This window comes from Pseudomonas sp. PS01300 (assembly GCF_029960155.1).
GTDB lineage: Bacteria > Pseudomonadota > Gammaproteobacteria > Pseudomonadales > Pseudomonadaceae > Aquipseudomonas > Aquipseudomonas palmensis.
In genome coordinates, this window is record NZ_JASCPN010000010.1 from 57,308 (window position 1) to 78,220 (window position 20,913).

Genomic DNA, 20,913 nt, shown 5'->3' on the forward strand with positions numbered 1-20,913 from the left:
CAAACGCCGCCCCAACTCTTAAGAGTTAGGGAAACTCCGATCAAGTCAGCACAGGCAGCCTGACCTGTGCTGAAATAGCGCTCCGTTCATCCACGCCAACAAGTCTTGCCCATGAGTCAGATGAGCTTCTCCGATTTCGAACATGCCGGTAAGCGCAAGCAAACCCGTCGTGAGCGGTTCCTGGCCGAGATGGAACAGGTCGTACCGTGGAGCAGACTGGTCGCGTTGATCGAGCCGCATTACCCAAAGGCAGGTGGCGGTCGCAAACCCTATCCATTGGAAACCATGCTGCGCATTCATCTGCTGCAAAACTGGTTTTCACTGAGTGACCCGGCCATGGAAGAAGCGTTGTACGAGATCACCTCGATGCGCCAGTTCGCTCGACTGACACTCAGCGCCCCGATCCCCGAAGACACGACGATCATGAACTTCCGGCACCTGCTGGAGAAGCCCCAGTTGGCGGCAGGTATTCTGGAAACCATCAACGCGTACCTGCGAGACAAAGGCTTGTCGCTGCGCCAGGGCACGATCGTCGATGCCACAATCATCCACGCACCCAGTTCGACCAAGAACAAGGAAGGCAAACGCGATCCGGAAATGCACCAGACGAAGAAAGGCAACCAGTATTTCTTCGGCATGAAAGCGCATATCGGGGCCGACGCTGAATCGGGTCTGGTACATCATGTCCATGGCACCGCCGCCAACGTGGCTGACGTGACGGAAGTTGCCCATCTGTTGCACGGTGACGAGAATGTTGTCTGTGCTGACGCGGGTTACACCGGCGTAGAGAAACGGCCTGAGCACGACGGCCGGCAAGTGATCTGGCAGATCGCTGCGCGACGCGGCACCTACAAGCATTTGAGCAAACGCAGTGCGCTGTACAAGGCCAGGCGCAAGATCGAGAAGGCCAAAGCCCAGATACGTGCGAAGGTCGAGCATCCGTTTCGGGTGATCAAGCGTCAGTTCGGTTATGTGAAGACTCGCTTCCGTGGCCTGGCCAAGAATACGGCGCAATGGACCACCCTGTTCGCGCTGTCGAATCTGTGGATGGTGCGCCGGCAATTACTTACCACTGCAGGAGAGGTGCGTCTGTAGCGAGGGGAAAACCGAGCTGAAGCCCGGTTTCGACGCCATTGACAGCTGAAAACCTGACTCAGGTGAGTCAGCGCCTCGTTTATCGCGGATGGCTGAGCAACTTGTTCGGAGTTTCCTTAGCGTTAGGGACCCAATAGCGTTTGAACCGCGGTGCGTTGGGCCTGCGTCAAAGATACTCCGCATTGTTCCATTCTGGCTAACCATTGAATCCCAGACAACTGCTCGCCGCGCTTGATCAGCGCGCCCTGTCGCATAAGCAAGTCCCTCAAGATTTCAACCATCTCTGGGTAGTGTGGCCCGCCCTCGAATCTCATCAAAAGCCATCCCCAGCGCGAGCGTCGTATACAGTAATATTCGCGCTCTATAGGAGAGGAGATTGTGCCTCTCTCAATGTCGTGATACCTATACGCTGCCGTTTGCTTATTCATTGCCAGCCTCTCAAAGAAATCAAACTTGTGGCTATCTTCTCACACCTTCGAATTTGCAACAGCCCGCCCCAAAAAAATATATCATTTAGCCCTCTCGTAGCCTGCTCATGCTGCACCCGGTACGGCTTTTGCCCGTGACATATCATTGATGGACGCGTGTCCCGTCCAGGACGCCTCTGGACTCGCAGCACAGAAGCTAAGCGCGCCGTAGACTGGCATCCATTTAGTAGCTATGGCTGTCTTCCATGCCTGATGCCCTACCACTAATCCACTCGATCCCTGTTTGGCCCCGCTCACCTAAGGTGCTTCGGTACGGAGCACGTCGAAACATGTCGTCATTCGGATACAGGAGAGAACTAAAACAAGCAAACGCTGGTCTCCACAATTGGATCCTAAGATCTGGCTCGCTGGTAAAAGGCGTTGAGGGCCTTGCAGCGGTTGAAGGAATCGGTCAGCAGGAGGCTACCCATGGTCTCGTACAAAAGTTTTTACCATCCCATCGACGCGGCAATCCTTTGGAGCGGCCTCGCCGATCATGAAGCCGAGATTCTACAAGTCGACTATACCCAACCCGGCTGTCTCCTCAAGCATTTTCCACAATGGCCAACTCTCCATTTGTACGCAGAGCGCATCTACGACGCGATCATCAGTGGCGAGCTCGCTGCTACTTTTCTGGGAGGGCCGATCACATTGGGTAATCAGGTCGAGCGGGCCTATTGGTCCATTCGACATGATGACCTACGCTCGTGGTTCGCTCGCAATTACCCCCAAGAGCGCCCGACCTTTCTATTTGGCAAAGGGTATGATCATTCCGAATGCGTCTCCGTCACCGCGTATTTGGCGGTCGAAATAGAAAGAGATCGTGCTCTCCAAGAACTTGCCCGTATACGCGGAACGACGTCCTTCGCCTCCGCGCAGGCAGATGCCGCTGCGCATGACCTTGGCGAAGGGTCCACGCCGCGACGCAACAAAGACGCCCTCACAGAAGCGTCTATGGCATTGCAGAGAATGATCCTCGGTTCAGTTCTCACCGTAACGGTGGGTAAAACATCTAACGGTCAAATCCAGTCAATTTATGAAACACAGTCAGCGCTCGTCGATACAATCCTGACGCAATTCCCTACCATCCCAGGACTGAGCAAAACCACCCTTGATCGGAAGTTTGCCGAAGCTCGCCGGGTTTTCGCCCAGTCACTGCGGAGTTAAAAGGCAATTGTCAGGCAATTAGGGAAATTGCCTGACAATGACTTTCAGCGATTTCAGTTGTTCACTGAATGTCACATCCCACCACGCGCCACCCGGTGCTTAGGAGTGACATCATGCAACCGACAGCCCCTAACTCCGCCTCCGCTGACCGTCACATCATGCGGCGAGATGAGGTTGAACAGAAAACCGGCTTCAAACGCTCCCACATCTACAACCTGATGAAAGCCGGCCTGTTTCCGCAGTGCCGGCGTATTGGCACGCGCGCTGTCGGGTGGGATTCGCTCGAGATCGAGCAGTGGGTGCAAGACCGCCTCTCCACCAGGGAGTGAGATCATGAAAGTCTTCTCGTTGATCTCGACCAAAGGCGGGGCTGGCAAGACCACGGTCGCCGCCAATCTCAGTGGCCTTTTAGCCGACGCGGGACTTCGGGTGCTGATGTTGGACCTGGACAGTCAGCCAACCCTGTCCAGCTACTACGCCCTGAGTGCACCGTGTGAGGTCGGGTGCTACGAGCTGATCGCCGAAGGGCTCACTGGTGCAGAGCAGGTCATCACGGCTACGGTCATTCCGCGACTGTCGCTGATCGTGTCCAACGACCGGGCGGGCCATTTGAGCACGCTGTTGCTACACGCCGCCGATGGCCGGCTGCGCCTGCGCAATCTGCTGCCGGCGTTCGCCGATCAGTTCGATGTGATGATCGTGGACACCCAAGGTGCCCGCAGTGTGGTGGTGGAGATGACCGTGCTGGCCTCCGATTGCGCCCTGTGCCCCCTCCCCCCGGAAATGCTCGCCGCGCGCGAGCTTCGTCGCGGCACGCTGGGATTGTTTCAAGAGCTGGAGCCGTACCGGTATTTAGGTGTGGCACTACCGTCGGTGAAGCTGCTGCTCAACCAGGTCAATGCCAACCGCCGCGACACCCGTTTGATCATGCAAAGCCTGCAGGCCACCTTTGAGGGTGATCCGCACGTGAGCGTGTGCGAAACGGTCATTCCGGACCGCGTCGCATATCTCAACGCAGCGTCGCTGGGCTTGCCTGTGCACCGTGTAGAAGCCACGCCGCCAGCCGGTAGCCGAAGCCGTTGCGCAGCGGCCGTCATGACCAGCTTGGCGGTCGAGCTGTTTCCCGAGTGGGCGGACAAGCTCTGCCTGGCGACCATGAGCGGCCGCCGGCTAGCACATGCCAACAGCAGTCGACTGACTGGGCATCGTTGATCGGAGGATGCGAGATGAAACCGCCAACCCCCGAAGACGTCACCCGGCAACTGCAGCAGGCGCACTTCCCGCAAAAGAGCCGAGAACAGCCCGCCAACCCGGTCGGTGAAACGGCAATGGTCGTGACGCTGGAGCAATTGCGGCCCTACGAACTGAATCCTCGTGTCGTGCGCAACCCGCTGTACGACGAGCTCAAAGCCTCCATCCGTGAACGTGGCCTTGACCATCCGCCATCCATCACCCGTCGGCCCAACGAACAGCACTTCATCATTCGCAATGGTGGCAACACTCGCCTGAGCATCCTCGGCGAGCTGTGGCAGGAAACCCGTGAGGAGCGTTTCTTTCGTCTCAACTGCCTGTTTCGCCCCTGGCAGTCCGAATCGCATGCCTTGCTCGGGCACTTGGCCGAAAGTGATCTGCATGGACAACTGACATTCATCGAGCGGGCCCTGGCGGTCGCAAAGCTGTTGGACATGCTCCAGGAGCCCGGCGAGGCGCTCAGTCAGCGTGAGCTAGCAACCCGCTTGAGCAAGGGCGGATACCCCATTTCCCAGTCGCACATCAGCCGCATGTTCGATGCGCTCGAGTTTCTCCTACCCTCCATTCCCCAAGTGCTCTATGCAGGCCTCGGCAAACCCAACATCGAACGCGCTATTACCCTGCGCCGTCGAGCGGAGTCGACCTGGAATCAGTATCTCGGTGATCCCCAACAGTTCGCGCTGCTCTGGATGGAGGTGCTGTCCGCCTTCGATGACGAGAAACCCGAGCTGGATGCCAGCGAGCTGCAGGATGAGCTGATCGCCAAGATGGCTGTTTACCTGAACCAATCGCCGCGCGTCCTGGCGCTGGACATCCACCAGGACAGCCGTGCGCTGCCGAACCCGACACCGCCAATGCCGAGCCGATCGCAACTCGATGTAAACCCCAGCCCAGCACCATCAGCGAACCAGGTTATCGAGTCAGCGCAGATTTCTAAGTTGCCGCACGATGATCCAGGCGTGGCCTGTGTTGAAGACATTCCCAACCCGGAACCCCGGCTGCCGCATATCTTGCAAGCGCTTGGTAACGAATCGTCCGGGACCGAGCAATCTGGGATTGCTGATTCAGACCGAACTACCCCGATTCCTGCGAACACTCAATCTGGAGCCCCAGATGACATCAGCGAGCTGCGTGAACGCTGTGCCGAGCTGGCGCAAGCCCTCGCGGTTTACGCCGATGCCGACGACTTGGTGCTGCTGCAATCAGAGGGCCTCGGTTTCATCCTCACTCTGGACCAAGACGCCCAGCTCACCCCTCGACACACGGGCATCCAGCTGCTGCTCTCGGCGCTGTTGCGCCTGCAGGATGACGTGGCCTGGGCGCAACGCCAACAACTCCCTGCCGCCCTGTTTGGGCAATTGCTGATTGGCGCCTATGACCTGCCGTTTGCCGAGCGCCCTGCCCTGACCATCGGCCTTGAGCGCTTACCAGACGAGCAACTGGAGCAACTGTTTGCCCTGATTCGCCATGCACGACAGCTAATCGATACCACGCTGTCGACCCTCCGCTAACGTGAGGAGCCACCTCATGACCACGACTTTCAACCTGTTGAACCATGCCATGTTGAACCAGGTGCTGCATGAGCTGCGCCACGGGCGTTTGCAGCGCTGCAAAGCGCTCGGGCTGGCGGATGAGGACATTGAGGTGCTGCAGTCGCTGCCGCCGACCACCTTGTCGCAACTGGCCCATTCGACAATCAGCTGGGTAGAGATCAAGGTCGACACCACCGTGTTGCGACGGCTCATCGCCCAGGCCGAGCGCGACGAACTGAACGAACGCCTGATCAACCGGGCACTGAAGCTCGGCGCCAGCTCCAGCATCATGTACCGCTGCTTCGGCCTGGACCATTCGGAAACCGCCCTGCGCCGCCGGGTACTGAAGATCGAAACCTACCGCGGCCGGCCGGTACAGCTTACCGAAGCGCAGGAGCATGCGGTGTGGAACCGCTGGAGCCAGTTGCGCGAGGAAGACCCGGACAATGATCCGCTCGACGCGATGATGATGCTCGCTGAAGAGCAGCACATCAGCCTGACGCTGATCTGGCAACAGATCGAACTGTACGGAGGTGCCCCATGCTGAGCTTTTACGAGGTCGACTGGCAGGACGTCGTGCGCCAGTGCTACGACGCACTCCGGCGGCGCTTGGAATGGCAGGCCGAGCAGGCAAAATTGGCAGAAGCCGCTGCTGCGGAGGCTCCGGTACGTACCATCTACTATGGCGACAATGATCCACTGCCACTGAAGCTGTTGCTCGACCGCCGCCTTACGCCGCTGGAGCGCAACACCTGGCAGGTCCTGCGCTGGCTGATCACCGAGCGCAAGGTGCAGACACCCCGCTATCAAGACCTTCAGCCCTACCTGGCCACCAGCCCCTGCGGTACCCAGGCCTCTCGTGAAACGATCGCCCGGGCGCTCAATGTCCTGCGCACCACCCGCTGGCTCAGTCTGGTCGAGCGCTCGCGGGATGCCCAGGGCTGTCTGCGCGGCTGCGTCTATGTGCTGCACGGAGATCCGTTGACGGCGGCCGAGCAGCTGGAGCTCGACAGCGGCTACCGATCACTGCTGCTGCAGAATCTGACACATGCCACCAAGGGCGTCAGGGATGTCGCCGAGCATGTGATCGCGGATATCCAGGCCGACTCCAAGGTCGCGACCGCTGACAAAGCCTTCCTTGCTACGCCCCCGGCCGCGGTGGAGCAGCACTCGCTGCCGCTGACAAACCACGAGGCGGCAGATTCCGAACGCGGCGAAAGCCACCGGGTTCGGAATCTCACGACCCCGCGGCCGGATTCCGAATCATGCGGGAAAACCCCAGTTTCCGCTGCCGTTCGGAATGCCAACGACGGCCGTACAGTACAGAAAGACAAAAGCAAAAAAAGTACAGTACTGGGGCAAGTGGAGTTCGGACGAGCGAGCTGGCCAGAGGATCTAAAACTGAGTCCTGCCGAGCGGCGCATGGCCTCCCAGGCGATGCGCCCGCTCGAGCCGGAACAGCAACAAGCGGTAATCAACGAGGCGGCGGTGCGGTGCGCCCGCGGTGAGATCCGAAAGCCGGTCGCCTATCTGATGGGGTTGATCAAGCGCGCGTGCCAAGGCGAGTTCAACCTCTGGGCCGCACGCACCGATACGACTGCCCCTGAGCACACACCTCGGCGCCCGCCGACTGCGGTGCCGGAACCTGAACCACCTCGCGAGCGTCGGCAGCCCGGCGAGCAGCGCACCGCCTCGCCACTTGCCCTCGCCTGCCTGGAAGAACTCAAACTGCGTTGCCGCGTCCCCGCTGCATCGACCTAGCGCCGGAACACAGTGGATTTGATGCCTAGTGTGATCAAATCCACGGACGTCCACTGTTTGAAAATGCGAGCCCAGCACCTTCGCTTTGATCCACGCCGAGGGCGATGACACAGCTCATCGTCTGCCTCACTTCAACGGCGAGGATCCGGCGATGGTCGACCACTACCAGCTCAACCTGGGCTCATTGCGCAGCAGCATCACGCTCACCCTGCACACCCACCATGCCGCGCGACTGTGGCAGGGACGAGCTGCCCGCGAGGGCGTTCATGGCATCCTCGGTATGGCCGGCTACATCAGCGTGACCAACCTGCTCAAGCAGGCCAGCAGCCAGGACGATCCCTTCGCCGACTGGTTCATGCTGCAACTCGAAGACAAGCTGCTGCAGGCGAAGGCTGATCTGCAGACGTTGACCGAACAAGTCAGTCTGGTGGAACGCGACCTCCCCACTCAGGTCGATGTCGGCGACAACCTCAATATCCATCCGGTGACCCTGCCGCTGTTCATAGGCAGCCAACTGGGCTTTCTCGCCGTGTACCTGCTGACCGATTACGACACATTGGTGCGGCGGGTACTGCTGGCGCACCACACCGCGTTGATCGGCCGTGGCGACATGGAGATCTGGATCGACCGCGGCGCGCACTTGCTGCGCAGCGTGTTCGGCCTGGCCCAGCGCTACCGCCTGGCCGGCGTCAGCCGCGACGACGTGGCGGCCAACAACGCCCGGGCGCGTGAGGCCGTGGACAGGTTCGGTTTACCCCCGCAAGACGTGCTCGAGGGCACGCGCCGCTCCCGTTTTGCTCCACCTATTCTGCGCCAAGCGATGGACCCCAGTCTGGCCACAGCGCCGGCTGAGATCGCCGACGAGCCCCTGATCCCGCCGCCCGCGCCGGAAGGCGGTGACGCATGACCCTGGCCGAAGCCATCGCACGGCGCCTTTCAACGGATGCTTATCGTCAGCTCGAACAAGGTGCCTCCCTAAAAGGCCTTTTAAAACCTTTTAAGGGTAAGGGGGAGCTGCAGCAATTCGCCGAATCGATCCTGCGCCTGCGTACCCAGGTCGCGGGGCTGATGGCTGGCATGCTGGCGATCGTGGCGCAGCCGCCCTTCTCGCTGCTGGACCTGCGGTTGGTGGTGCAGCACAGCACAGCCGGGACGGATTTTCTGCGCTGGCGCAGCCGGGACTTCAGCCGCATGGGCGCCGCGGTGTGGAAGCAGGCGATGGAGCAGCCGCACCTGGCACCTGCCGTGCGCGAGGCGCTGCACCAACTGGAGGTCAACCGCGTGGTGCTGAACCTGCAAATGAGCAGCCTGCACTCACTGCACCGCCAGGCGAGCGCGTCCGCCCGCCAGCTACTCGACGCCGAGGCCGCCCTCGGAAGCACCGTTTACCCACACCCGGAGTAAATCCCATGAGCACGTTATTTGTTGGCGAAGGCAACATCGGCAGCGTCCCCGAGTTTCAGGAATTCAACACCAATCCCGAAGAGCCGCGTCGCCTGCTGCGGCTCAATGTGTATTTCGACAACCCGGTACCGCGTGACGGCAACTACGAGGACCGCGGCGGCTACTGGGCCCCGGTCGAACTCTGGCACCGCGATGCCGAGCACTGGAGCACCCTGTTCCAGAAGGGCATGCGCATCCTGGTCGAGGGCCGTACGGTCAAGGAGGAGTGGGAGGACAGCGAGGACAACGCGCGTGTGACGTTCAAGGTGGAGGCCCGGCGCATTGGTATCCTGCCCCACCGTCTGGCTTCGGTGACTATGCGCGAGAAGAACCAGGACGGCGGCAAAGGCGATGGCGCCAGCACTAACCGAAAACCCACGAGCAAGAAGAGCCCGCGCAAATAGGGTGATGTTCTGGTACTCGGTGGACTGGTCGAGCCAGCGTGCAGCTGGTTCAGCACGGCCACCCACCGAGCGCGGTAAATGCCTCAGGGTGTCGCTCAATGGCGCGATGACGACGCCAGTCTGCTATGGGCCAGCAGTAACGAGGCCTGCTCCAGGTGTCCATCCAAAGCGCGGAACGCGCGCCAGTGTTCGGGGCTTTCGCGCAGCCACACCTCAAGCCGGCTGCGAGCGTCAGGGTTGTCCGGTTCCAGGTGCGTAGCCAGCAACAACTCGTATGCCTTCAACTGCAGAGCCTCGGCCCCACCGTCCTTGCTTTCGTTCATGTCCCTACCCTCCACGAGAGTTGGCAACTGCACTTTACTGGTGTGATACGCCTCAAAAGGTTGATAGTCAACCCTCTAAGGCGTTCATATGCGCGGGTTGATGGTCAACCATATGGGTCGAATTGGAGAGCGCCCCATTGCCCGCGAAGAAGCCTAGCCTACGCCATCATATTGGCCGCCAATTGGCCAAGGTCCGCACTGCCTGCAATCTGACGCAGGAAGAAGTGGGCGTGCGGCTGCACGTAACCAGCGAGGCCATTTCTCGCATGGAGCGGGGGCAGGTCGACCTGTCAGTGAGCAAGCTGCTACGGTTGGCGGACATCTACCAATGCACGGCAGACGAACTGTTGCTGACCGCGAGCAGCCGGCCTCTCGATCAAGGGCTGGTGATCGCTGAGCTGCTGCAAGACTTGAATGAAGCCGATCGGCTGTATGCCGTGGAGAATTTGCGCCAACTGGCCACCCACCTCGCCCGCCGCTGATCCGCGCCCCCCTCCCTTTCCCCTCGGGCCGATCGCTGAAATGACTGGTGCCCATTCGGCTTTCCGCTGGCCTCGCCTTCCCACCCCGGCACGCTGTTGTGAACCGACTGGGAGTGCCTGCTCATGCGTCTGTTCATCTGTGAAAAGCCTTCGCAAGCGCGCGATATCGCCCGTGTCCTCCAAGCCACGCGGCGCAGCGACGGCTGCCTGGCGGGATCGGGAGTGACGGTGACCTGGTGCGTGGGCCATCTGTTGGAGACCGCACCACCGGAGGCCTATGGTGATCGCTACAAGCGCTGGACCCTGGAGGATCTACCCATCATCCCCGGGCAGTGGCAAGTCATCGTCAAACCGACGGTGGCCAAGCAGCTAAAGGTTATCCAGGGCCTGCTGCAGTCATGCTCCGAGGTGGTAATCGCCACCGACGCCGATCGCGAAGGCGAGATGATCGCTCGCGAAATCATTGAGCGTTGCGGGTACCGCGGGCCGATCCTGCGTTTGTGGCTGTCCGCCCTGGATGAGTCATCAATCCGCCGGGCTTTGGCCGCCCTGCGTCCGGGTGAGCAGACCCTGCCGCTGTATCACTGCGCCCTGGCGCGCTCGCGCGCCGACTGGCTGATCGGCATCAACCTCAGCCGTCTGTTCACCCTGCTTGGCCGGCGGGCCGGTTTTGACGGGACACTGCCGGTGGGACGGGTGCAGACGCCGACGTTGCGCTTGGTGGTCGAGCGCGATCGCGCCATCGCCAGCTTTGTCGCCAAACCGTTCTGGACCGTTGAAACAACGTTGGAGGCCGACGGCACGCGCTTTCGCGCACGTTGGCAGCCCCCAGCGAACGTGTGCGATGACAGCGGTCGTTGCCTCACTGAGACCGTGGCGCAGGAGGCTGCGGCACGACTGGAGCACCGAGCCTCGGCGCAGGTCAGCAGCGTCGAGGTCGAGGCCGTTCGCGAAGGTCCGCCCCTTCCCTTCGACTTGGGCACCCTGCAGGAAGTCTGTTCCGCAAAGCTGGGCCTGGGTGTTCAAAAAACGCTGGCCGCTGCGCAGTCGTTGTACGAGCACCATAAGGCCACGACCTACCCACGAACTGACTGCGGCTTCCTGCCCGAGAGCATGCTGGATGACGTGCCCAAGGTACTCCGGGCCCTCGCCGCCGCGTCGCCGGCCTTGGCGCAGTGGTTGAAATCGGCCGACCCCACGCGACGGTCGCGCGCCTGGAACACGACCAAGATCACTGCCCACCACGGCATCATCCCCACCGCCGTGGTCATCGACCTGGCGCAGTTGTCCGAGCAGGAGCTCGGCGTATACTCGCTGATCCGCGCCCGCTACCTGGCCCAATTCCTCCCCGACCATGAATACCTGAAGAGCCAGGTGCTGCTGCAGGCGGGTCAGGACCGCCTGCTCGCCCGTGGCAAACAGATCCAGGTGCGCGGTTGGAAAGCGGTGATCGACGAGCTCGGTGACAGTGAACGGCCAGAACCCAGCCAACCGCTGCCCACGTTGCGCGAAAGCGCAGACATCACGCTGGTGGAGACCACGGTTTCGGCTCAGCGGACCCAACCGCCGAAAGCCTTTACCGAAGGTACCCTGGTCAAAGCGATGAAGACCATTGCCAACCAAGTGGACGATCCGCGTCTCAAGCAGAAGCTCAAGGACAGTATCGGCATCGGTACGGAGGCCACCCGCGCGGCGATCATCCAGGGCTTGATTGATCACGGCTATTTGCAGAAGAAAAGGCGCAGCCTGGCAGCATCGGCCGCCGCGCACACGCTGATTGAGGCCGTACCGCGGGAGGTCGCCGATCCTGTGCTGACCGCCCTCTGGGAGCAGGCGCTGGACCGAATCGAGTCGGGCCAGTTCAGTGTCGATACCTTCCTGGTCAAGCAGGCGGCGTGGCTGACTCAACTGGTGCAAAACCATCGCTCGCTTACGCTACCGCTACCAGCGGCCAAAGGCCCAAGTTGCCCGGTGTGTCGCAGTGCCATGCGCCAGCGCAAGGGCCGCACCGGAGACTTCTGGTCGTGCATGCGCTACCCGGAATGCAAGGGCACCAAACCCATTAAGACGAGCAAGCGCCCAGTCAAACCCAGATAGGTGATTGCCTGGATGCTTGACGTCGGCCGACAGCACTGCTGTAGTGGGACTGCCCATCGCCCCAGGCGATTCCAGACCGATTCGCTCCGGGCAGCTCGGTCAGACTCAAAGAGTTCGGAGCCCTCTTCTCCAGAGTTCCCTGCGCCCACTTCACGTAATCAGCGTCTGACTGAAGCGGATGACCCGCGCGGCTTGCTCCCAGGCCGCAGGGGTCATCCGCTTCGGCGGCCATGCTCAGCCCCGGTGCCCGCCGGCGAAAGACTGGGCACCTTTTGTGCGCGGATGCGTGCCAGTTGGTTCCGACCCAGGCCACGACAAGGGTCGGTTGATTGCGCGAAACGGCAGCTCTAGATTTGCGATGACTCGGCTGTCCGGTAACGAATCAAAGGTGGTCCTTCTGATCCTAGCCCGATGACCGTCGGGCTATTTTTTCCCCGCTAACAATCCACCGAGCGCCACCCACTGCCGGACTTCCGCAGCGCCATGGATCACCGGTTGACGAAGCGGTTGACGCGTCCTATAGATGGGGTGCGTACCGCTGTCGTTGACAGCGCCCAGGTAGCCGGAACCTTGAAGGCTACGCCCATCCGGGTGGTTCCTCCCCAGTGCGATCAGCGCTCGGCAGCTCGCACGGTCATCGAAGCTTCTTTCGATGATGAGCGCCCTTCCACTGATCGTTAGCTCGACCTTCCCTTTGCGGACTCACCCCCCGCCAGGGCTGGTGAATTCCCGCGTTTGTGACAGAACAGGAGATTCATCATGACTACTTCGAGCGGTAACGCCCCCACCACCTACTTCAACCTGCATACCCAAGGCATTGGTTACCTGAACCGCGTGCGCGAAGTGCCGGTACGGCGTGGGCAGGCATTCATGGCCTGTGACATCGCCGCCTTGCACGGCGCCTCCGACGACGTTGAATACACCCGCTTCGACTGCAAGGTCGCCAGCGGTGAAGCCGACCGGCTGATCCGTGAGCACCTGGACGACGTCCGCGCAGAACGCAAAGTACTGATCGCGTTTCGCATCGGCGACATCTGGGTCGATCCTTTCCTCTACGAGAAAGGCGAACGCAAGGGGCAACCTGGCGCCAGCCTCAAAGGCCGACTGATCTTCATCGAGTGGATCAAAGTCGATGGACAGTTCAGCTACCGCGCGCCAGCCCGTGCCGAGTCCTCTGCAGCCGCTGACACGCCGGCAGAAGAGCACGAAGCTGACGCTGTTGCCGGCAGCGATGACGAGCAACTTCACCCAGCGCCTGCCGCTGCATCGAGTAAAACCAGCGCAGCACGTCAGCCGGCCTAAACCGTGTCGACCACCCACACCAGGTGCTCCCTCGAGCACCTGGTGTGCTCTCACCGGAGGTCGTCATGGAGAGTTTCTGGCTGTGCGAGGACTGCCTACAGGCGGTTGCCTACGAAGACTTCAGCGCCTTGTCGTTGTACTACAGCGAAGCGGAGGTCGAGCAGCGTCATGCATTCATGCGCACTGCCTTGCAAAACCTGCTGCCGTTGAGCGCCGATTTCGATCCCAACACGGGCCTCGGCATTGAAGCATTTTCCACCCAACCCTGCGAAGGCTGCAACAGCCCGCTGCACGGCCGCCGTCATCGTTTCACGCAGCTTTGAACAATCCATTCACCCACCTGGGGCCGCCCCCCCGGGGGCGCTCCATCGTCTACGAGGGATTCGCCATGAACACTGCCTTGAATCTGGTCAGCGCCCCTGATCCTGTACTGGCTCACCGCGCTCAAGAGGACGCGCTGATCAGCCAAGCGTTGGATCTGCTCGATCAGCGCTACTTCCAGCGCGGCGAAGTGCTGATCACACCCGCTGACGCGGGGGCCTATCTGAAGCTGCGGCTCGCCCCCTACCAGCACGAAGTTTTCGCCCTGCTCTGCCTGGACTCGCAGCATCGGGTGCTGAGCTTTGACGAGCTGTTCTGCGGCAGCATCGACGGCGCCTCCGTGTATCCCCGCGAGGTGGTCGTCAAGGCGCTGGAGCACAACGCCGCGGCCGTGATCTTCAGTCATAACCACCCTTCTGGCTGCTCGGAACCGAGCCAGGCCGACCGTGTGCTGACCACCCGCCTGACCGAGGTCCTGGCCCTGGTTGAGGTGCGTGTCCTGGACCACATCATCGTGGGCGCTGGCACACCGCTCTCGCTGGCCGAATACGGCTGGATCTGAGCATCCCCTGCTTGGAGGGTCACCGCCTGTACGGAGTGGCCTTCTCATTTTTTCGGAGCGCCATCATGAACCCTTCTGCTTGCAATCCCTTCCTCCGCGGTTTTCAGGACCTGAGCTACGAACGCGTGGTACAAATCAGCTACGCCGACGATTGCCCGCCTTGCTACCGCTCGCTTCACCCCGCACTTTACGACTTGCCCGATGACGGCATCAACTTTCAGCCGTGCGTGTTCGACGACGACTTCGCAGTGATCACCGATGGCGAGAGCGTGCCGGAGTTCGTGCGTATGGTGTGTCCTGCCGATGGCACTGTCAGCCAGGTGCTCTACCAGGTCACCGGGCTGCATCATGGCCGTCGGCAGCACGTCAGCGACCTCCCTTCTAAGGACGCCGCACGCCGCTTGATTGAACAGCTTTCCTTTGCCACCGGGCAGTACAGCCGCAGTTGGGAAATTAGCACCGGCCATCTCCCTGCAGAGGAGTTCGAGTTTCTGCAGGTGTTCGCCTGGTGTCGCTCACCGTCGGGCTTCTTTGAGTGCTTTTCGATGAGCAGCAACAATGCCGTGGGCTGCAAGCTGTATTCGACGCCCTGGATCAGGGATATCGCCTCGGGTGGCAGCTACTGCACAGCCGAAGAGGTCTGTGCACGGCTACGCGCGGATCACGTGCCGCCGGTACTGCTGCGTTTGCTGTTGCTGGCGGGTGAAGCTGACACCCGCATCCTGATCTTTGACCCCGATGCAGCGCCATTACCCGAGCTGCCCCTGTTCCCCGAAGAATGACCCAAGGCGCCCTACCGGGCGCCTTTTTTTGGGCAGCTCAGCTAATTCTGGAAGGCCATGTTCGGTTTTTCGGTAGGGCCGGCTCTGCCGTTTCGCCAAGGTGTCGGCAAGATTTTGTCGAGACCCCGCCATGCACATTCCCTCACTCTTCACGTTTGGGCTGATCGCCGCGCTGCTGGGCTGCAGCACGCCGCCTAATGCGCCGCCACCTGCTGCTCCAGCACCAGCACCGGTCGCACAGCCGAAGCCTAAGCCTCAGGTACACGCCTGGGTGCGTCAGGACCGCTACACCTTGGCCAGCACCCGGCCAACGTTGGAGCAGCGCCAGCCGCTGTATCAATTGATCAACGTGCACATCGCCCCCGCCCTGCACGCCAACGTCGGCGAGGCGCTGCGTCACGTGCTGCAGCACTCAGGCTACTCACTGTGCCCGGACAGTGCTGCCTTGGCGCGGTTGTTCCACCGCCCCTTGCCAGTCGTGCACCACGACCTCGGCCCGATATCACTACTGGATGCATTGACGATCATTGGTGGCCCAGCCTGGCAGCTCGACATTGATCCGGTCGACCGGACGGTGTGCTACGTCCTGCGCTTGCCCGCGCCCGAACCACCCTTCTCGACTCTGGAGATCGCACCATGAAGGTCCATCACTTCCAGGCTTTGGTGCTAGGGGCTCTCTGCCTGGGCGCCGCCGTGCTGGCCGCCGAAACCTACAACCATCACCAGCAGCTGGCCGGGATTGAGGCCGCCGCAAGAGAGGCCCCGGCCGACCCAGCTCCCGCCCTGCGCCGCGATATCGATGCATTGAACGCCAAGGTCGTTACGCTGCAGCCGCAGATCGCGGCACTGGGCGCCGCGCAAAACCAACATGCCACCGCCCAAACAGCGCTTGATCAGCAGCTCGATGAGCTGGCTGCCTCAGTCAGCGTGCTGCAAGCGGCACCGCCAGGTCCAAGTAGTGCTCAGTTGAACAGCCTCGAGCAGCGGGTTGGCACGGCTGAGGCGACTCTCACCAAACTAACAACCCGCCCCGACGGGCCGGCGCCCGCTACTGCGCCCACGCCAACCACCGATGGCAAGACCAAGGCCAAAGCGCCGGAGCCGCCTTTCACCCTCCAGGGTGTGGAGACACGCGGCGCAGTTCGGTTTGTGGCCGCCCTGCCCGCCGGCGCACATGCGCTGACGACCGTGCACCTGCTGCAACCCGGCGACAGCTTGAACGGGTGGCAACTGCGGGCGATTGGCGATGACCGGGCCGTGTTCCACGTCCCCGGCCATGGCAAGCGCACACTGTCCTTGCCGTGAGGAGGTCGATATGGCTCGCCACGCCGCGATCACACTTATTCTTCTGCCGGTATGCCTGCTCTCCGGACTGGCATCGAGCGCCCCAAACCAAGTGGACGCTAACGCCCAGTACAGCGAGCAGACGCCGCTGGAACGGCAGAAAACCGCAACGAACCAGGCCAAAGCCTGGGGGCTGACGGATGACGAGTGGGCCACGTTCGAACGCTTGCAAGCGGGTCCGCGTCACTACTGGTCACCGCAGCTTGACCCATTGACCACCTTGGGCGTCGAGGCGGACTCGGATCAACAACGCCAGCACTACGCCGAGCTGCAAGTCCGCCTGGAGGCCAGGCGTGCCCAGCGAGAATTGGCCTACCAGAAAGCCTACACCGCTGCCTGGGCGCGACTGTTTCCGGGCCTGCAGCCCGTACAGGGCATGAGCGACGATGCGAGCCCCTCGAGTAACAGCCGCACGGCGCTTTTCGTGGAAGAACACTGCGCGGCCTGCGTGACCGGCCTCCAGCAGTGGCTACAGGGTGGTGCGCGCCTGGATGTGTACCTGGTCGGCAGCCAAGGCAACGATGCACGCCTGCGCCAATGGGCCAAGGACGCAGGCATCACCGCCGCCCAGGTCTCCGGCGGACAGGTCACGTTGAACCATGACCGCGGCCGCTGGTTTGCCCTGGGTGCCAGCCGGCCCCTACCAGCCCGCTATCAGCAGGTGGATGGAAAATGGCAGCGCATCGACTGATTCTCGTTCTGGCGATGGTCGGCGTCACCGTCGCTCACGCGGGTGTTTTGCCGCCGCCGGCGTATCAATTGGCGGCCGCGCGCGCCGGTATCCCCGTCTCGGTATTGTTCGCCATTGCCCTACAGGAAAGTGGCACGCCGCTGCGTGGGCAGCTCATGCCCTGGCCCTGGACCCTGAATGTCGCCGGGTCACCACTGCGCTTTGCTCGACGCGACGAGGCGTGTGTGGCGCTGAGAGATGCACTCAGCCATCACGACCCCAAGCGCATTGATGTCGGCCTCGGACAAACGAACCTGGGCTATCACTCGGACCGCTATGCCAGCGCCTGCGATGCCCTCGATCCCCGCGCCAACCTCGCAGTCACCGCCGAGCTGCTGCGCGCGCACTTCGCTGACACGGGTGACTGGGTTGAGGCCGCTGGCCGCTATCACCGGCCTGCTGGTGGCCCCCCAGCGACGCGTTATCGCCGGCAATTCAGCCGTCACTGGCAACGCGTCCAACCCGTCGCCACGCCACCAGGGCGTTCACTGCCATGAACCGTTTGCGCTTGGTAGCCCTGACCCTCTGCCCGTGGCTGTCGCTTGCAGCGATCGCTGACCCCAGCAGCTTACCCGACCCCACCACGCTGAACTGGGTGTTGCCGGTCCGCAGCGCACGGCTCTCGCCAGGCGCCGTGCCACTCAGAGCGTTGAGCCTGCCCGGCATGACACCGCTGTTCCTGGTTGGGCAGGACGCCGCCTCTCTGCAATGGCTGTCGCGTCACACCAAGGCGCTGCAAGACCTAGGGGCCAACGGGTTGGCGGTCGAGGTCGACGACGCGCGGGCACTGCGCCGCATCCGGATGACAGCACCCAAGCTCAATATCTGGCCGGTCAGTGGTGACGACATCGCCGAGCGGTTGGCGCTGGAGCACTACCCGGTGCTGATCACGCCCACCGGCCTGGAACAGTGAGGGTATTCCATGGGCGAACATGCGATGGAGTCCCTGCTGCGCCCAGCGGTAGAACTGTACACCGTGGGCATCTGCGCCGGCGCCGGCGCTCTGTGCCTGCACTCGCCCTGGGCCGTGGCCCTGTCGCCTGAGGTAGGAACGGGCATGGCCCTGGCCTACACCGCGTTCGGCCTGAAGCGGCTCAATGAGGCGCGGATCGTTCTGCGCTATCGGCGCAATATCCGCCGACTGCCGCGCTACTCGCTGACCAGCCGGCAGATTCCGGTCAGCAGCAAGCGCCTGTTCATGGGGCGGGGCTTTCGTTGGACCCGCCTGCACACCCAGCGCTTGCTTGAAGCTCAGGACCCCGCGCTGGCCCACTATGTCAACCAGTCGCCCGCCCATCAGTGGGCACGGCGGATGGAGCACCTGCTGGAGAAGGCCCCGCCGGGGCTGTCGCTGTTGCCCCGACTGACCGCTTGGGATAGCCCGTTCAATCCCCTGCGTCCATTGCCGCCGGTGGGCGGCTCGCCGTTGCTGCATGGAGTCGAGCCGAAGGAACAGGAAGCCAGCCTGCCGCTCGGAGAACGTGTGGGACATACCTTGGTGCTGGGCACCACGCGGGTCGGCAAGACTCGCCTGGCCGAGGTCTATATCACCCAGGACATACATCGACCGAGCCGGGAAGTGGTCATCGTCTTCGACCCCAAAGGCGATGCCGATCTGCTCAAGCGCATGTATGTGGAGGCGCGGCGCGCCGGCCGTGAGCACGAGTTCTACATGTTCCACCTAGGCTGGCCGGAAATCTCCGCCCGCTACAACGCCATCGGCCGCTTCGGCCGCATCTCGGAAGTCGCCACCCGGATCGCCGGCCAGTTGAGCGGCGAAGGAAATTCCGCCGCTTTTCGCGAGTTCGCCTGGCGCTTTGTCAACATCATCGCCCGGGCGCTGATTGAGCTCGGCCGGCGCCCAGACTACCTGCAGATCCAGCGCCACGTGGTAAACATTGATGCGCTGTTCATCGAATATGCCCAGCACTTCTTCGCTAGGCATGATCCACAGGCCTGGGAAGCGATCGTGCAGATCGAAGGCCGCTTGAACGAGAAGAACATTCCGCGGCACATGGTTGGCCGGGAAAAGCGCGTCGTTGCCATCGAACAGTACCTGACCGCCAAGCGCATTTTCGACCCCGTCATGGACGGCCTACGTTCGGCCGTGCGCTACGACCGCACCTACTTCGACAAGATCGTGGCCTCGTTGCTGCCACTGCTGGAAAAGCTCACCAGCGGCAAGACGGCGCAGCTGCTGGCTCCGAACTATTCCGACCTCGACGACCCACGGCCGATCTTCGACTGGCTGCAGGTCATCCGCAAACGCGGCATTGTGTACGTCGGCCTGGATGCGTTGTCGGATGCCGAAGTGGCGGCCGCCGTCGGTAACTCGATGTTCGCCGACCTGGTCTCCGTCGCCGGCCACATCTACAAACACGGCATCGATCACGGCATGCCAGGCTCCTCTAGCTCGGCGGACAAGGTGCCGATCAACCTGCACGCCGACGAGTTCAACGAGCTGATGGGCGATGAGTTCATCCCGCTGATCAACAAGGGCGGCGGTGCCGGCATCCAGGTCACGGCCTACACCCAGACCTTGAGCGATATCGAGGCGCGCATCGGCAACCGGGCCAAGGCCGGGCAGGTCATCGGCAACTTCAACACTTTGCAGATGCTCCGCGTTCGGGAAACCGCTACGGCAGAGCTGCTGACCAACCAGTTGCCTAAGGTCAATGTACAGACCCGCACCCTCGTCTCGGGCGCGACAGATACCGCCGATCCTGATGCCCATACTGACTTCACCTCCTCCTCGCAGGACCGTGTCACCACCACCGCCGTGCCGCTCATCGAACCGGCGCACATCATCGCCCTCCCCAAGGGCCAGATGTTCTCGTTCCAGGAGGGCGGGCAACTGTGGAAGATCCGCATGCCACTGCCCAAACCGGCAAGCGATGATGCGATGCCAGCAGATCTGCAGACCTTAGCCGCCCGCATGCGTGAGTCCTACAACGCCAACGCGGGGAGTTGGTGGAGTAGCGCGGGAGGTGCACCCACGGCCGATTTCGATCCCGAGATGTCTCCACCAGGGCGCAGGCACGCGCCGTAAGCGAGCGAGTACCGCGGAGCCCCCTATGCCGACCACTCCAGTGAGCCAACCTACTGCGCAGAAACGTCCGGGGCTGATCTTCGGCACGCTTGAGCTTTGTCTGCGGCTGCTCGGTTTACTGTTCGCTTCGCTGATCTTCTCCATCGTCTTGGAGTTCGTAGGCATGCTGTGGTTCTGGCCCGAACAGGGCTGGCATCATAGCCATGCTATGTGGCTGAGCGAAATGGGTTGGCTCAGTGGCCATTTCAAGAACTCGCTGCTAGTGCAGGAACCAGCACAGGCGACGGCGAAGGTACTCGAACACCTGAATGACTGGGTCGTGGTGCGCTCAGGATGGGCGCAATCCGACACCCAGCTGAAATTGCTCAGTCGAGAACCCTCATTGCAAGGGCAGTTTGCCCAGGTCTACGTTGTGATGAAGGCCTACCTACTGGCAGCGCTGTTTACGGTCTTTACTTTCGGGGTGCGACTGGCCGTACTCATTTTGGCCACCCCACTATTCCTGCTCTCAGTGCTCACCGGCGCGGTCGATGGCTTGATGCGGCGCGACCTGCGCAAGTTCGGGGCGGACCGGGAGAGCAGTTTTGTATACCATCGAGCGAAGCGGACGTTGCTCCCACTGATGATAAGCCCCTGGGTTATCTATCTTTCTCTGCCTTGGACATTCAATCCCGCCTTTGTCTTGATACCTTGTGCTCTCCTCTTAGGTTGCATGGTATCGCTCACCGCTGCCACATTCAAAAAGTATCTTTGAGGTCAGGTCAGCCATGCGCTCTAGCCAACGCCCCAATCGGCGCCTAA

The 20,913-nt window shown here is 61.8% G+C and carries 24 protein-coding genes; 23 read left to right on the forward strand and 1 reads right to left on the reverse strand.

Features of this window, described 5'->3' with window-relative positions; genetic code table 11:
- Window positions 1-111 precede the first annotated feature (111 nt).
- From QMX96_RS08185 to QMX96_RS08230, 10 genes are all read left to right on the forward strand, one after another.
- Complete coding sequence (locus QMX96_RS08185; protein ID WP_282361564.1) at window positions 112-1,095, forward strand: IS5 family transposase; 984 nt, start codon at window positions 112-114, stop codon at window positions 1,093-1,095.
- An 896-nt stretch (window positions 1,096-1,991) separates the two neighbouring features.
- The gene (locus QMX96_RS08190) at window positions 1,992-2,729 is read left to right on the forward strand and encodes a hypothetical protein (protein ID WP_282361565.1); all 738 of its coding nucleotides are present in this window, start codon (window positions 1,992-1,994) and stop codon (window positions 2,727-2,729) included.
- A gap of 113 nt (window positions 2,730-2,842) precedes the next feature.
- Window positions 2,843-3,058: an AlpA family transcriptional regulator gene (locus QMX96_RS08195; protein ID WP_282361567.1), complete on the forward strand. Its 216-nt coding sequence runs from the start codon at window positions 2,843-2,845 to the stop codon at window positions 3,056-3,058.
- 4 nt (window positions 3,059-3,062) lie between these two features.
- Window positions 3,063-3,941: a ParA family protein gene (locus QMX96_RS08200; protein ID WP_282361568.1), complete on the forward strand. Its 879-nt coding sequence runs from the start codon at window positions 3,063-3,065 to the stop codon at window positions 3,939-3,941.
- Between the two features lie 14 nt (window positions 3,942-3,955).
- Complete coding sequence (locus QMX96_RS08205; protein ID WP_282361569.1) at window positions 3,956-5,491, forward strand: ParB family protein; 1,536 nt, start codon at window positions 3,956-3,958, stop codon at window positions 5,489-5,491.
- Between the two features lie 16 nt (window positions 5,492-5,507).
- A complete protein-coding gene (locus tag QMX96_RS08210; RefSeq protein ID WP_282361570.1) occupies window positions 5,508-6,059 on the forward strand; it encodes a DUF2857 domain-containing protein in 552 nt (183 codons plus the stop codon).
- Window positions 6,053-7,273 (forward strand): STY4528 family pathogenicity island replication protein, encoded by a 1,221-nt coding sequence (locus QMX96_RS08215; protein ID WP_282361571.1) that lies wholly within the window; start codon window positions 6,053-6,055, stop codon window positions 7,271-7,273. The genes QMX96_RS08210 and QMX96_RS08215 overlap by 7 nt, the downstream gene beginning before the upstream one ends.
- Before the next feature lie 151 nt (window positions 7,274-7,424).
- A complete protein-coding gene (locus QMX96_RS08220; RefSeq protein WP_282361572.1) occupies window positions 7,425-8,180 on the forward strand; it encodes a PFL_4669 family integrating conjugative element protein in 756 nt (251 codons plus the stop codon).
- Complete coding sequence (locus tag QMX96_RS08225; protein WP_282361573.1) at window positions 8,177-8,677, forward strand: DUF3158 family protein; 501 nt, start codon at window positions 8,177-8,179, stop codon at window positions 8,675-8,677. Before QMX96_RS08220 ends, QMX96_RS08225 begins: the two co-directional genes overlap by 4 nt.
- 5 nt (window positions 8,678-8,682) lie before the next feature.
- Window positions 8,683-9,120 (forward strand): single-stranded DNA-binding protein, encoded by a 438-nt coding sequence (locus tag QMX96_RS08230; RefSeq protein WP_282361574.1) that lies wholly within the window; start codon window positions 8,683-8,685, stop codon window positions 9,118-9,120.
- A gap of 95 nt (window positions 9,121-9,215) precedes the next feature.
- Here the strand turns inward: QMX96_RS08230 and QMX96_RS08235 are convergent, their stop codons facing one another.
- On the reverse strand, window positions 9,216-9,443 hold the full coding sequence (locus QMX96_RS08235; RefSeq protein ID WP_282361575.1) for a hypothetical protein: 228 nt from the start codon (window positions 9,441-9,443) through the stop codon (window positions 9,216-9,218).
- Window positions 9,444-9,580: 137 nt separating this feature from the next.
- On the opposite strand from QMX96_RS08235, the gene QMX96_RS08240 reads away from it, so the two are divergent.
- The 13 genes from QMX96_RS08240 to QMX96_RS08300 all read left to right on the forward strand — a co-directional run bounded on the left by QMX96_RS08240 (window position 9,581) and on the right by QMX96_RS08300 (window position 20,866).
- Window positions 9,581-9,925, forward strand: coding sequence for a helix-turn-helix transcriptional regulator (locus tag QMX96_RS08240; protein ID WP_282361576.1), 345 nt, complete (start codon window positions 9,581-9,583; stop codon window positions 9,923-9,925).
- A 123-nt stretch (window positions 9,926-10,048) separates the two neighbouring features.
- Window positions 10,049-12,022, forward strand: coding sequence for a DNA topoisomerase III (locus QMX96_RS08245; protein WP_282361577.1), 1,974 nt, complete (start codon window positions 10,049-10,051; stop codon window positions 12,020-12,022).
- A 759-nt stretch (window positions 12,023-12,781) separates the two neighbouring features.
- Window positions 12,782-13,324 carry an STY4534 family ICE replication protein gene (locus QMX96_RS08250; RefSeq protein ID WP_282361578.1) on the forward strand — a complete coding sequence of 181 codons (543 nt, stop codon included), beginning with the start codon at window positions 12,782-12,784 and terminating at the stop codon, window positions 13,322-13,324.
- Between the two features lie 65 nt (window positions 13,325-13,389).
- Window positions 13,390-13,647: a hypothetical protein gene (locus QMX96_RS08255; protein ID WP_282361579.1), complete on the forward strand. Its 258-nt coding sequence runs from the start codon at window positions 13,390-13,392 to the stop codon at window positions 13,645-13,647.
- Between the two features lie 65 nt (window positions 13,648-13,712).
- A complete protein-coding gene (locus QMX96_RS08260) occupies window positions 13,713-14,207 on the forward strand; it encodes a JAB domain-containing protein (RefSeq protein WP_282361580.1) in 495 nt (164 codons plus the stop codon).
- A gap of 65 nt (window positions 14,208-14,272) precedes the next feature.
- On the forward strand, window positions 14,273-14,989 hold the full coding sequence (locus tag QMX96_RS08265; protein ID WP_282361581.1) for a hypothetical protein: 717 nt from the start codon (window positions 14,273-14,275) through the stop codon (window positions 14,987-14,989).
- A gap of 130 nt (window positions 14,990-15,119) precedes the next feature.
- Window positions 15,120-15,629: a PilL N-terminal domain-containing protein gene (locus QMX96_RS08270; RefSeq protein WP_282361582.1), complete on the forward strand. Its 510-nt coding sequence runs from the start codon at window positions 15,120-15,122 to the stop codon at window positions 15,627-15,629.
- Window positions 15,626-16,294, forward strand: a complete 669-nt coding sequence (locus tag QMX96_RS08275) for a hypothetical protein (protein WP_282361583.1) — start codon at window positions 15,626-15,628, stop codon at window positions 16,292-16,294. Before QMX96_RS08270 ends, QMX96_RS08275 begins: the two co-directional genes overlap by 4 nt.
- 10 nt (window positions 16,295-16,304) lie before the next feature.
- Window positions 16,305-17,024, forward strand: coding sequence for a TIGR03759 family integrating conjugative element protein (locus tag QMX96_RS08280; protein ID WP_282361584.1), 720 nt, complete (start codon window positions 16,305-16,307; stop codon window positions 17,022-17,024).
- A complete protein-coding gene (locus QMX96_RS08285) occupies window positions 17,006-17,560 on the forward strand; it encodes a transglycosylase (protein WP_282361585.1) in 555 nt (184 codons plus the stop codon). The genes QMX96_RS08280 and QMX96_RS08285 overlap by 19 nt, the downstream gene beginning before the upstream one ends.
- Window positions 17,557-17,976, forward strand: a complete 420-nt coding sequence (locus QMX96_RS08290; protein ID WP_282361586.1) for an integrating conjugative element protein — start codon at window positions 17,557-17,559, stop codon at window positions 17,974-17,976. The genes QMX96_RS08285 and QMX96_RS08290 overlap by 4 nt, the downstream gene beginning before the upstream one ends.
- 9 nt (window positions 17,977-17,985) lie before the next feature.
- Window positions 17,986-20,112, forward strand: coding sequence for a type IV conjugative transfer system coupling protein TraD (traD, locus tag QMX96_RS08295; RefSeq protein WP_282361587.1), 2,127 nt, complete (start codon window positions 17,986-17,988; stop codon window positions 20,110-20,112).
- A 25-nt stretch (window positions 20,113-20,137) separates the two neighbouring features.
- Entirely contained in the window at window positions 20,138-20,866 is a 729-nt protein-coding gene (locus QMX96_RS08300) for a TIGR03747 family integrating conjugative element membrane protein (RefSeq protein ID WP_282361588.1), read from the forward strand.
- The last annotated feature ends 47 nt before the right edge of the window (window positions 20,867-20,913 follow it).

Coding starts and splice junctions, on each gene's coding strand:
- QMX96_RS08185 (WP_282361564.1), top strand. CDS start 112: ATGAGTCAGATGAGCTTCTCCGATTTCGAACATGCCGGTAAGCGCAAG.
- QMX96_RS08190 (WP_282361565.1), top strand. CDS start 1,992: ATGGTCTCGTACAAAAGTTTTTACCATCCCATCGACGCGGCAATCCTT.
- QMX96_RS08195 (WP_282361567.1), top strand. CDS start 2,843: ATGCAACCGACAGCCCCTAACTCCGCCTCCGCTGACCGTCACATCATG.
- QMX96_RS08200 (WP_282361568.1), top strand. CDS start 3,063: ATGAAAGTCTTCTCGTTGATCTCGACCAAAGGCGGGGCTGGCAAGACC.
- QMX96_RS08205 (WP_282361569.1), top strand. CDS start 3,956: ATGAAACCGCCAACCCCCGAAGACGTCACCCGGCAACTGCAGCAGGCG.
- QMX96_RS08210 (WP_282361570.1), top strand. CDS start 5,508: ATGACCACGACTTTCAACCTGTTGAACCATGCCATGTTGAACCAGGTG.
- QMX96_RS08215 (WP_282361571.1), top strand. CDS start 6,053: ATGCTGAGCTTTTACGAGGTCGACTGGCAGGACGTCGTGCGCCAGTGC.
- QMX96_RS08220 (WP_282361572.1), top strand. CDS start 7,425: ATGGTCGACCACTACCAGCTCAACCTGGGCTCATTGCGCAGCAGCATC.
- QMX96_RS08225 (WP_282361573.1), top strand. CDS start 8,177: ATGACCCTGGCCGAAGCCATCGCACGGCGCCTTTCAACGGATGCTTAT.
- QMX96_RS08230 (WP_282361574.1), top strand. CDS start 8,683: ATGAGCACGTTATTTGTTGGCGAAGGCAACATCGGCAGCGTCCCCGAG.
- QMX96_RS08235 (WP_282361575.1), bottom strand. CDS start 9,443: ATGAACGAAAGCAAGGACGGTGGGGCCGAGGCTCTGCAGTTGAAGGCA.
- QMX96_RS08245 (WP_282361577.1), top strand. CDS start 10,049: ATGCGTCTGTTCATCTGTGAAAAGCCTTCGCAAGCGCGCGATATCGCC.
- QMX96_RS08250 (WP_282361578.1), top strand. CDS start 12,782: ATGACTACTTCGAGCGGTAACGCCCCCACCACCTACTTCAACCTGCAT.
- QMX96_RS08255 (WP_282361579.1), top strand. CDS start 13,390: ATGGAGAGTTTCTGGCTGTGCGAGGACTGCCTACAGGCGGTTGCCTAC.
- QMX96_RS08260 (WP_282361580.1), top strand. CDS start 13,713: ATGAACACTGCCTTGAATCTGGTCAGCGCCCCTGATCCTGTACTGGCT.
- QMX96_RS08265 (WP_282361581.1), top strand. CDS start 14,273: ATGAACCCTTCTGCTTGCAATCCCTTCCTCCGCGGTTTTCAGGACCTG.
- QMX96_RS08270 (WP_282361582.1), top strand. CDS start 15,120: ATGCACATTCCCTCACTCTTCACGTTTGGGCTGATCGCCGCGCTGCTG.
- QMX96_RS08275 (WP_282361583.1), top strand. CDS start 15,626: ATGAAGGTCCATCACTTCCAGGCTTTGGTGCTAGGGGCTCTCTGCCTG.
- QMX96_RS08280 (WP_282361584.1), top strand. CDS start 16,305: ATGGCTCGCCACGCCGCGATCACACTTATTCTTCTGCCGGTATGCCTG.
- QMX96_RS08285 (WP_282361585.1), top strand. CDS start 17,006: ATGGCAGCGCATCGACTGATTCTCGTTCTGGCGATGGTCGGCGTCACC.
- QMX96_RS08290 (WP_282361586.1), top strand. CDS start 17,557: ATGAACCGTTTGCGCTTGGTAGCCCTGACCCTCTGCCCGTGGCTGTCG.
- traD (WP_282361587.1), top strand. CDS start 17,986: ATGGGCGAACATGCGATGGAGTCCCTGCTGCGCCCAGCGGTAGAACTG.
- QMX96_RS08300 (WP_282361588.1), top strand. CDS start 20,138: ATGCCGACCACTCCAGTGAGCCAACCTACTGCGCAGAAACGTCCGGGG.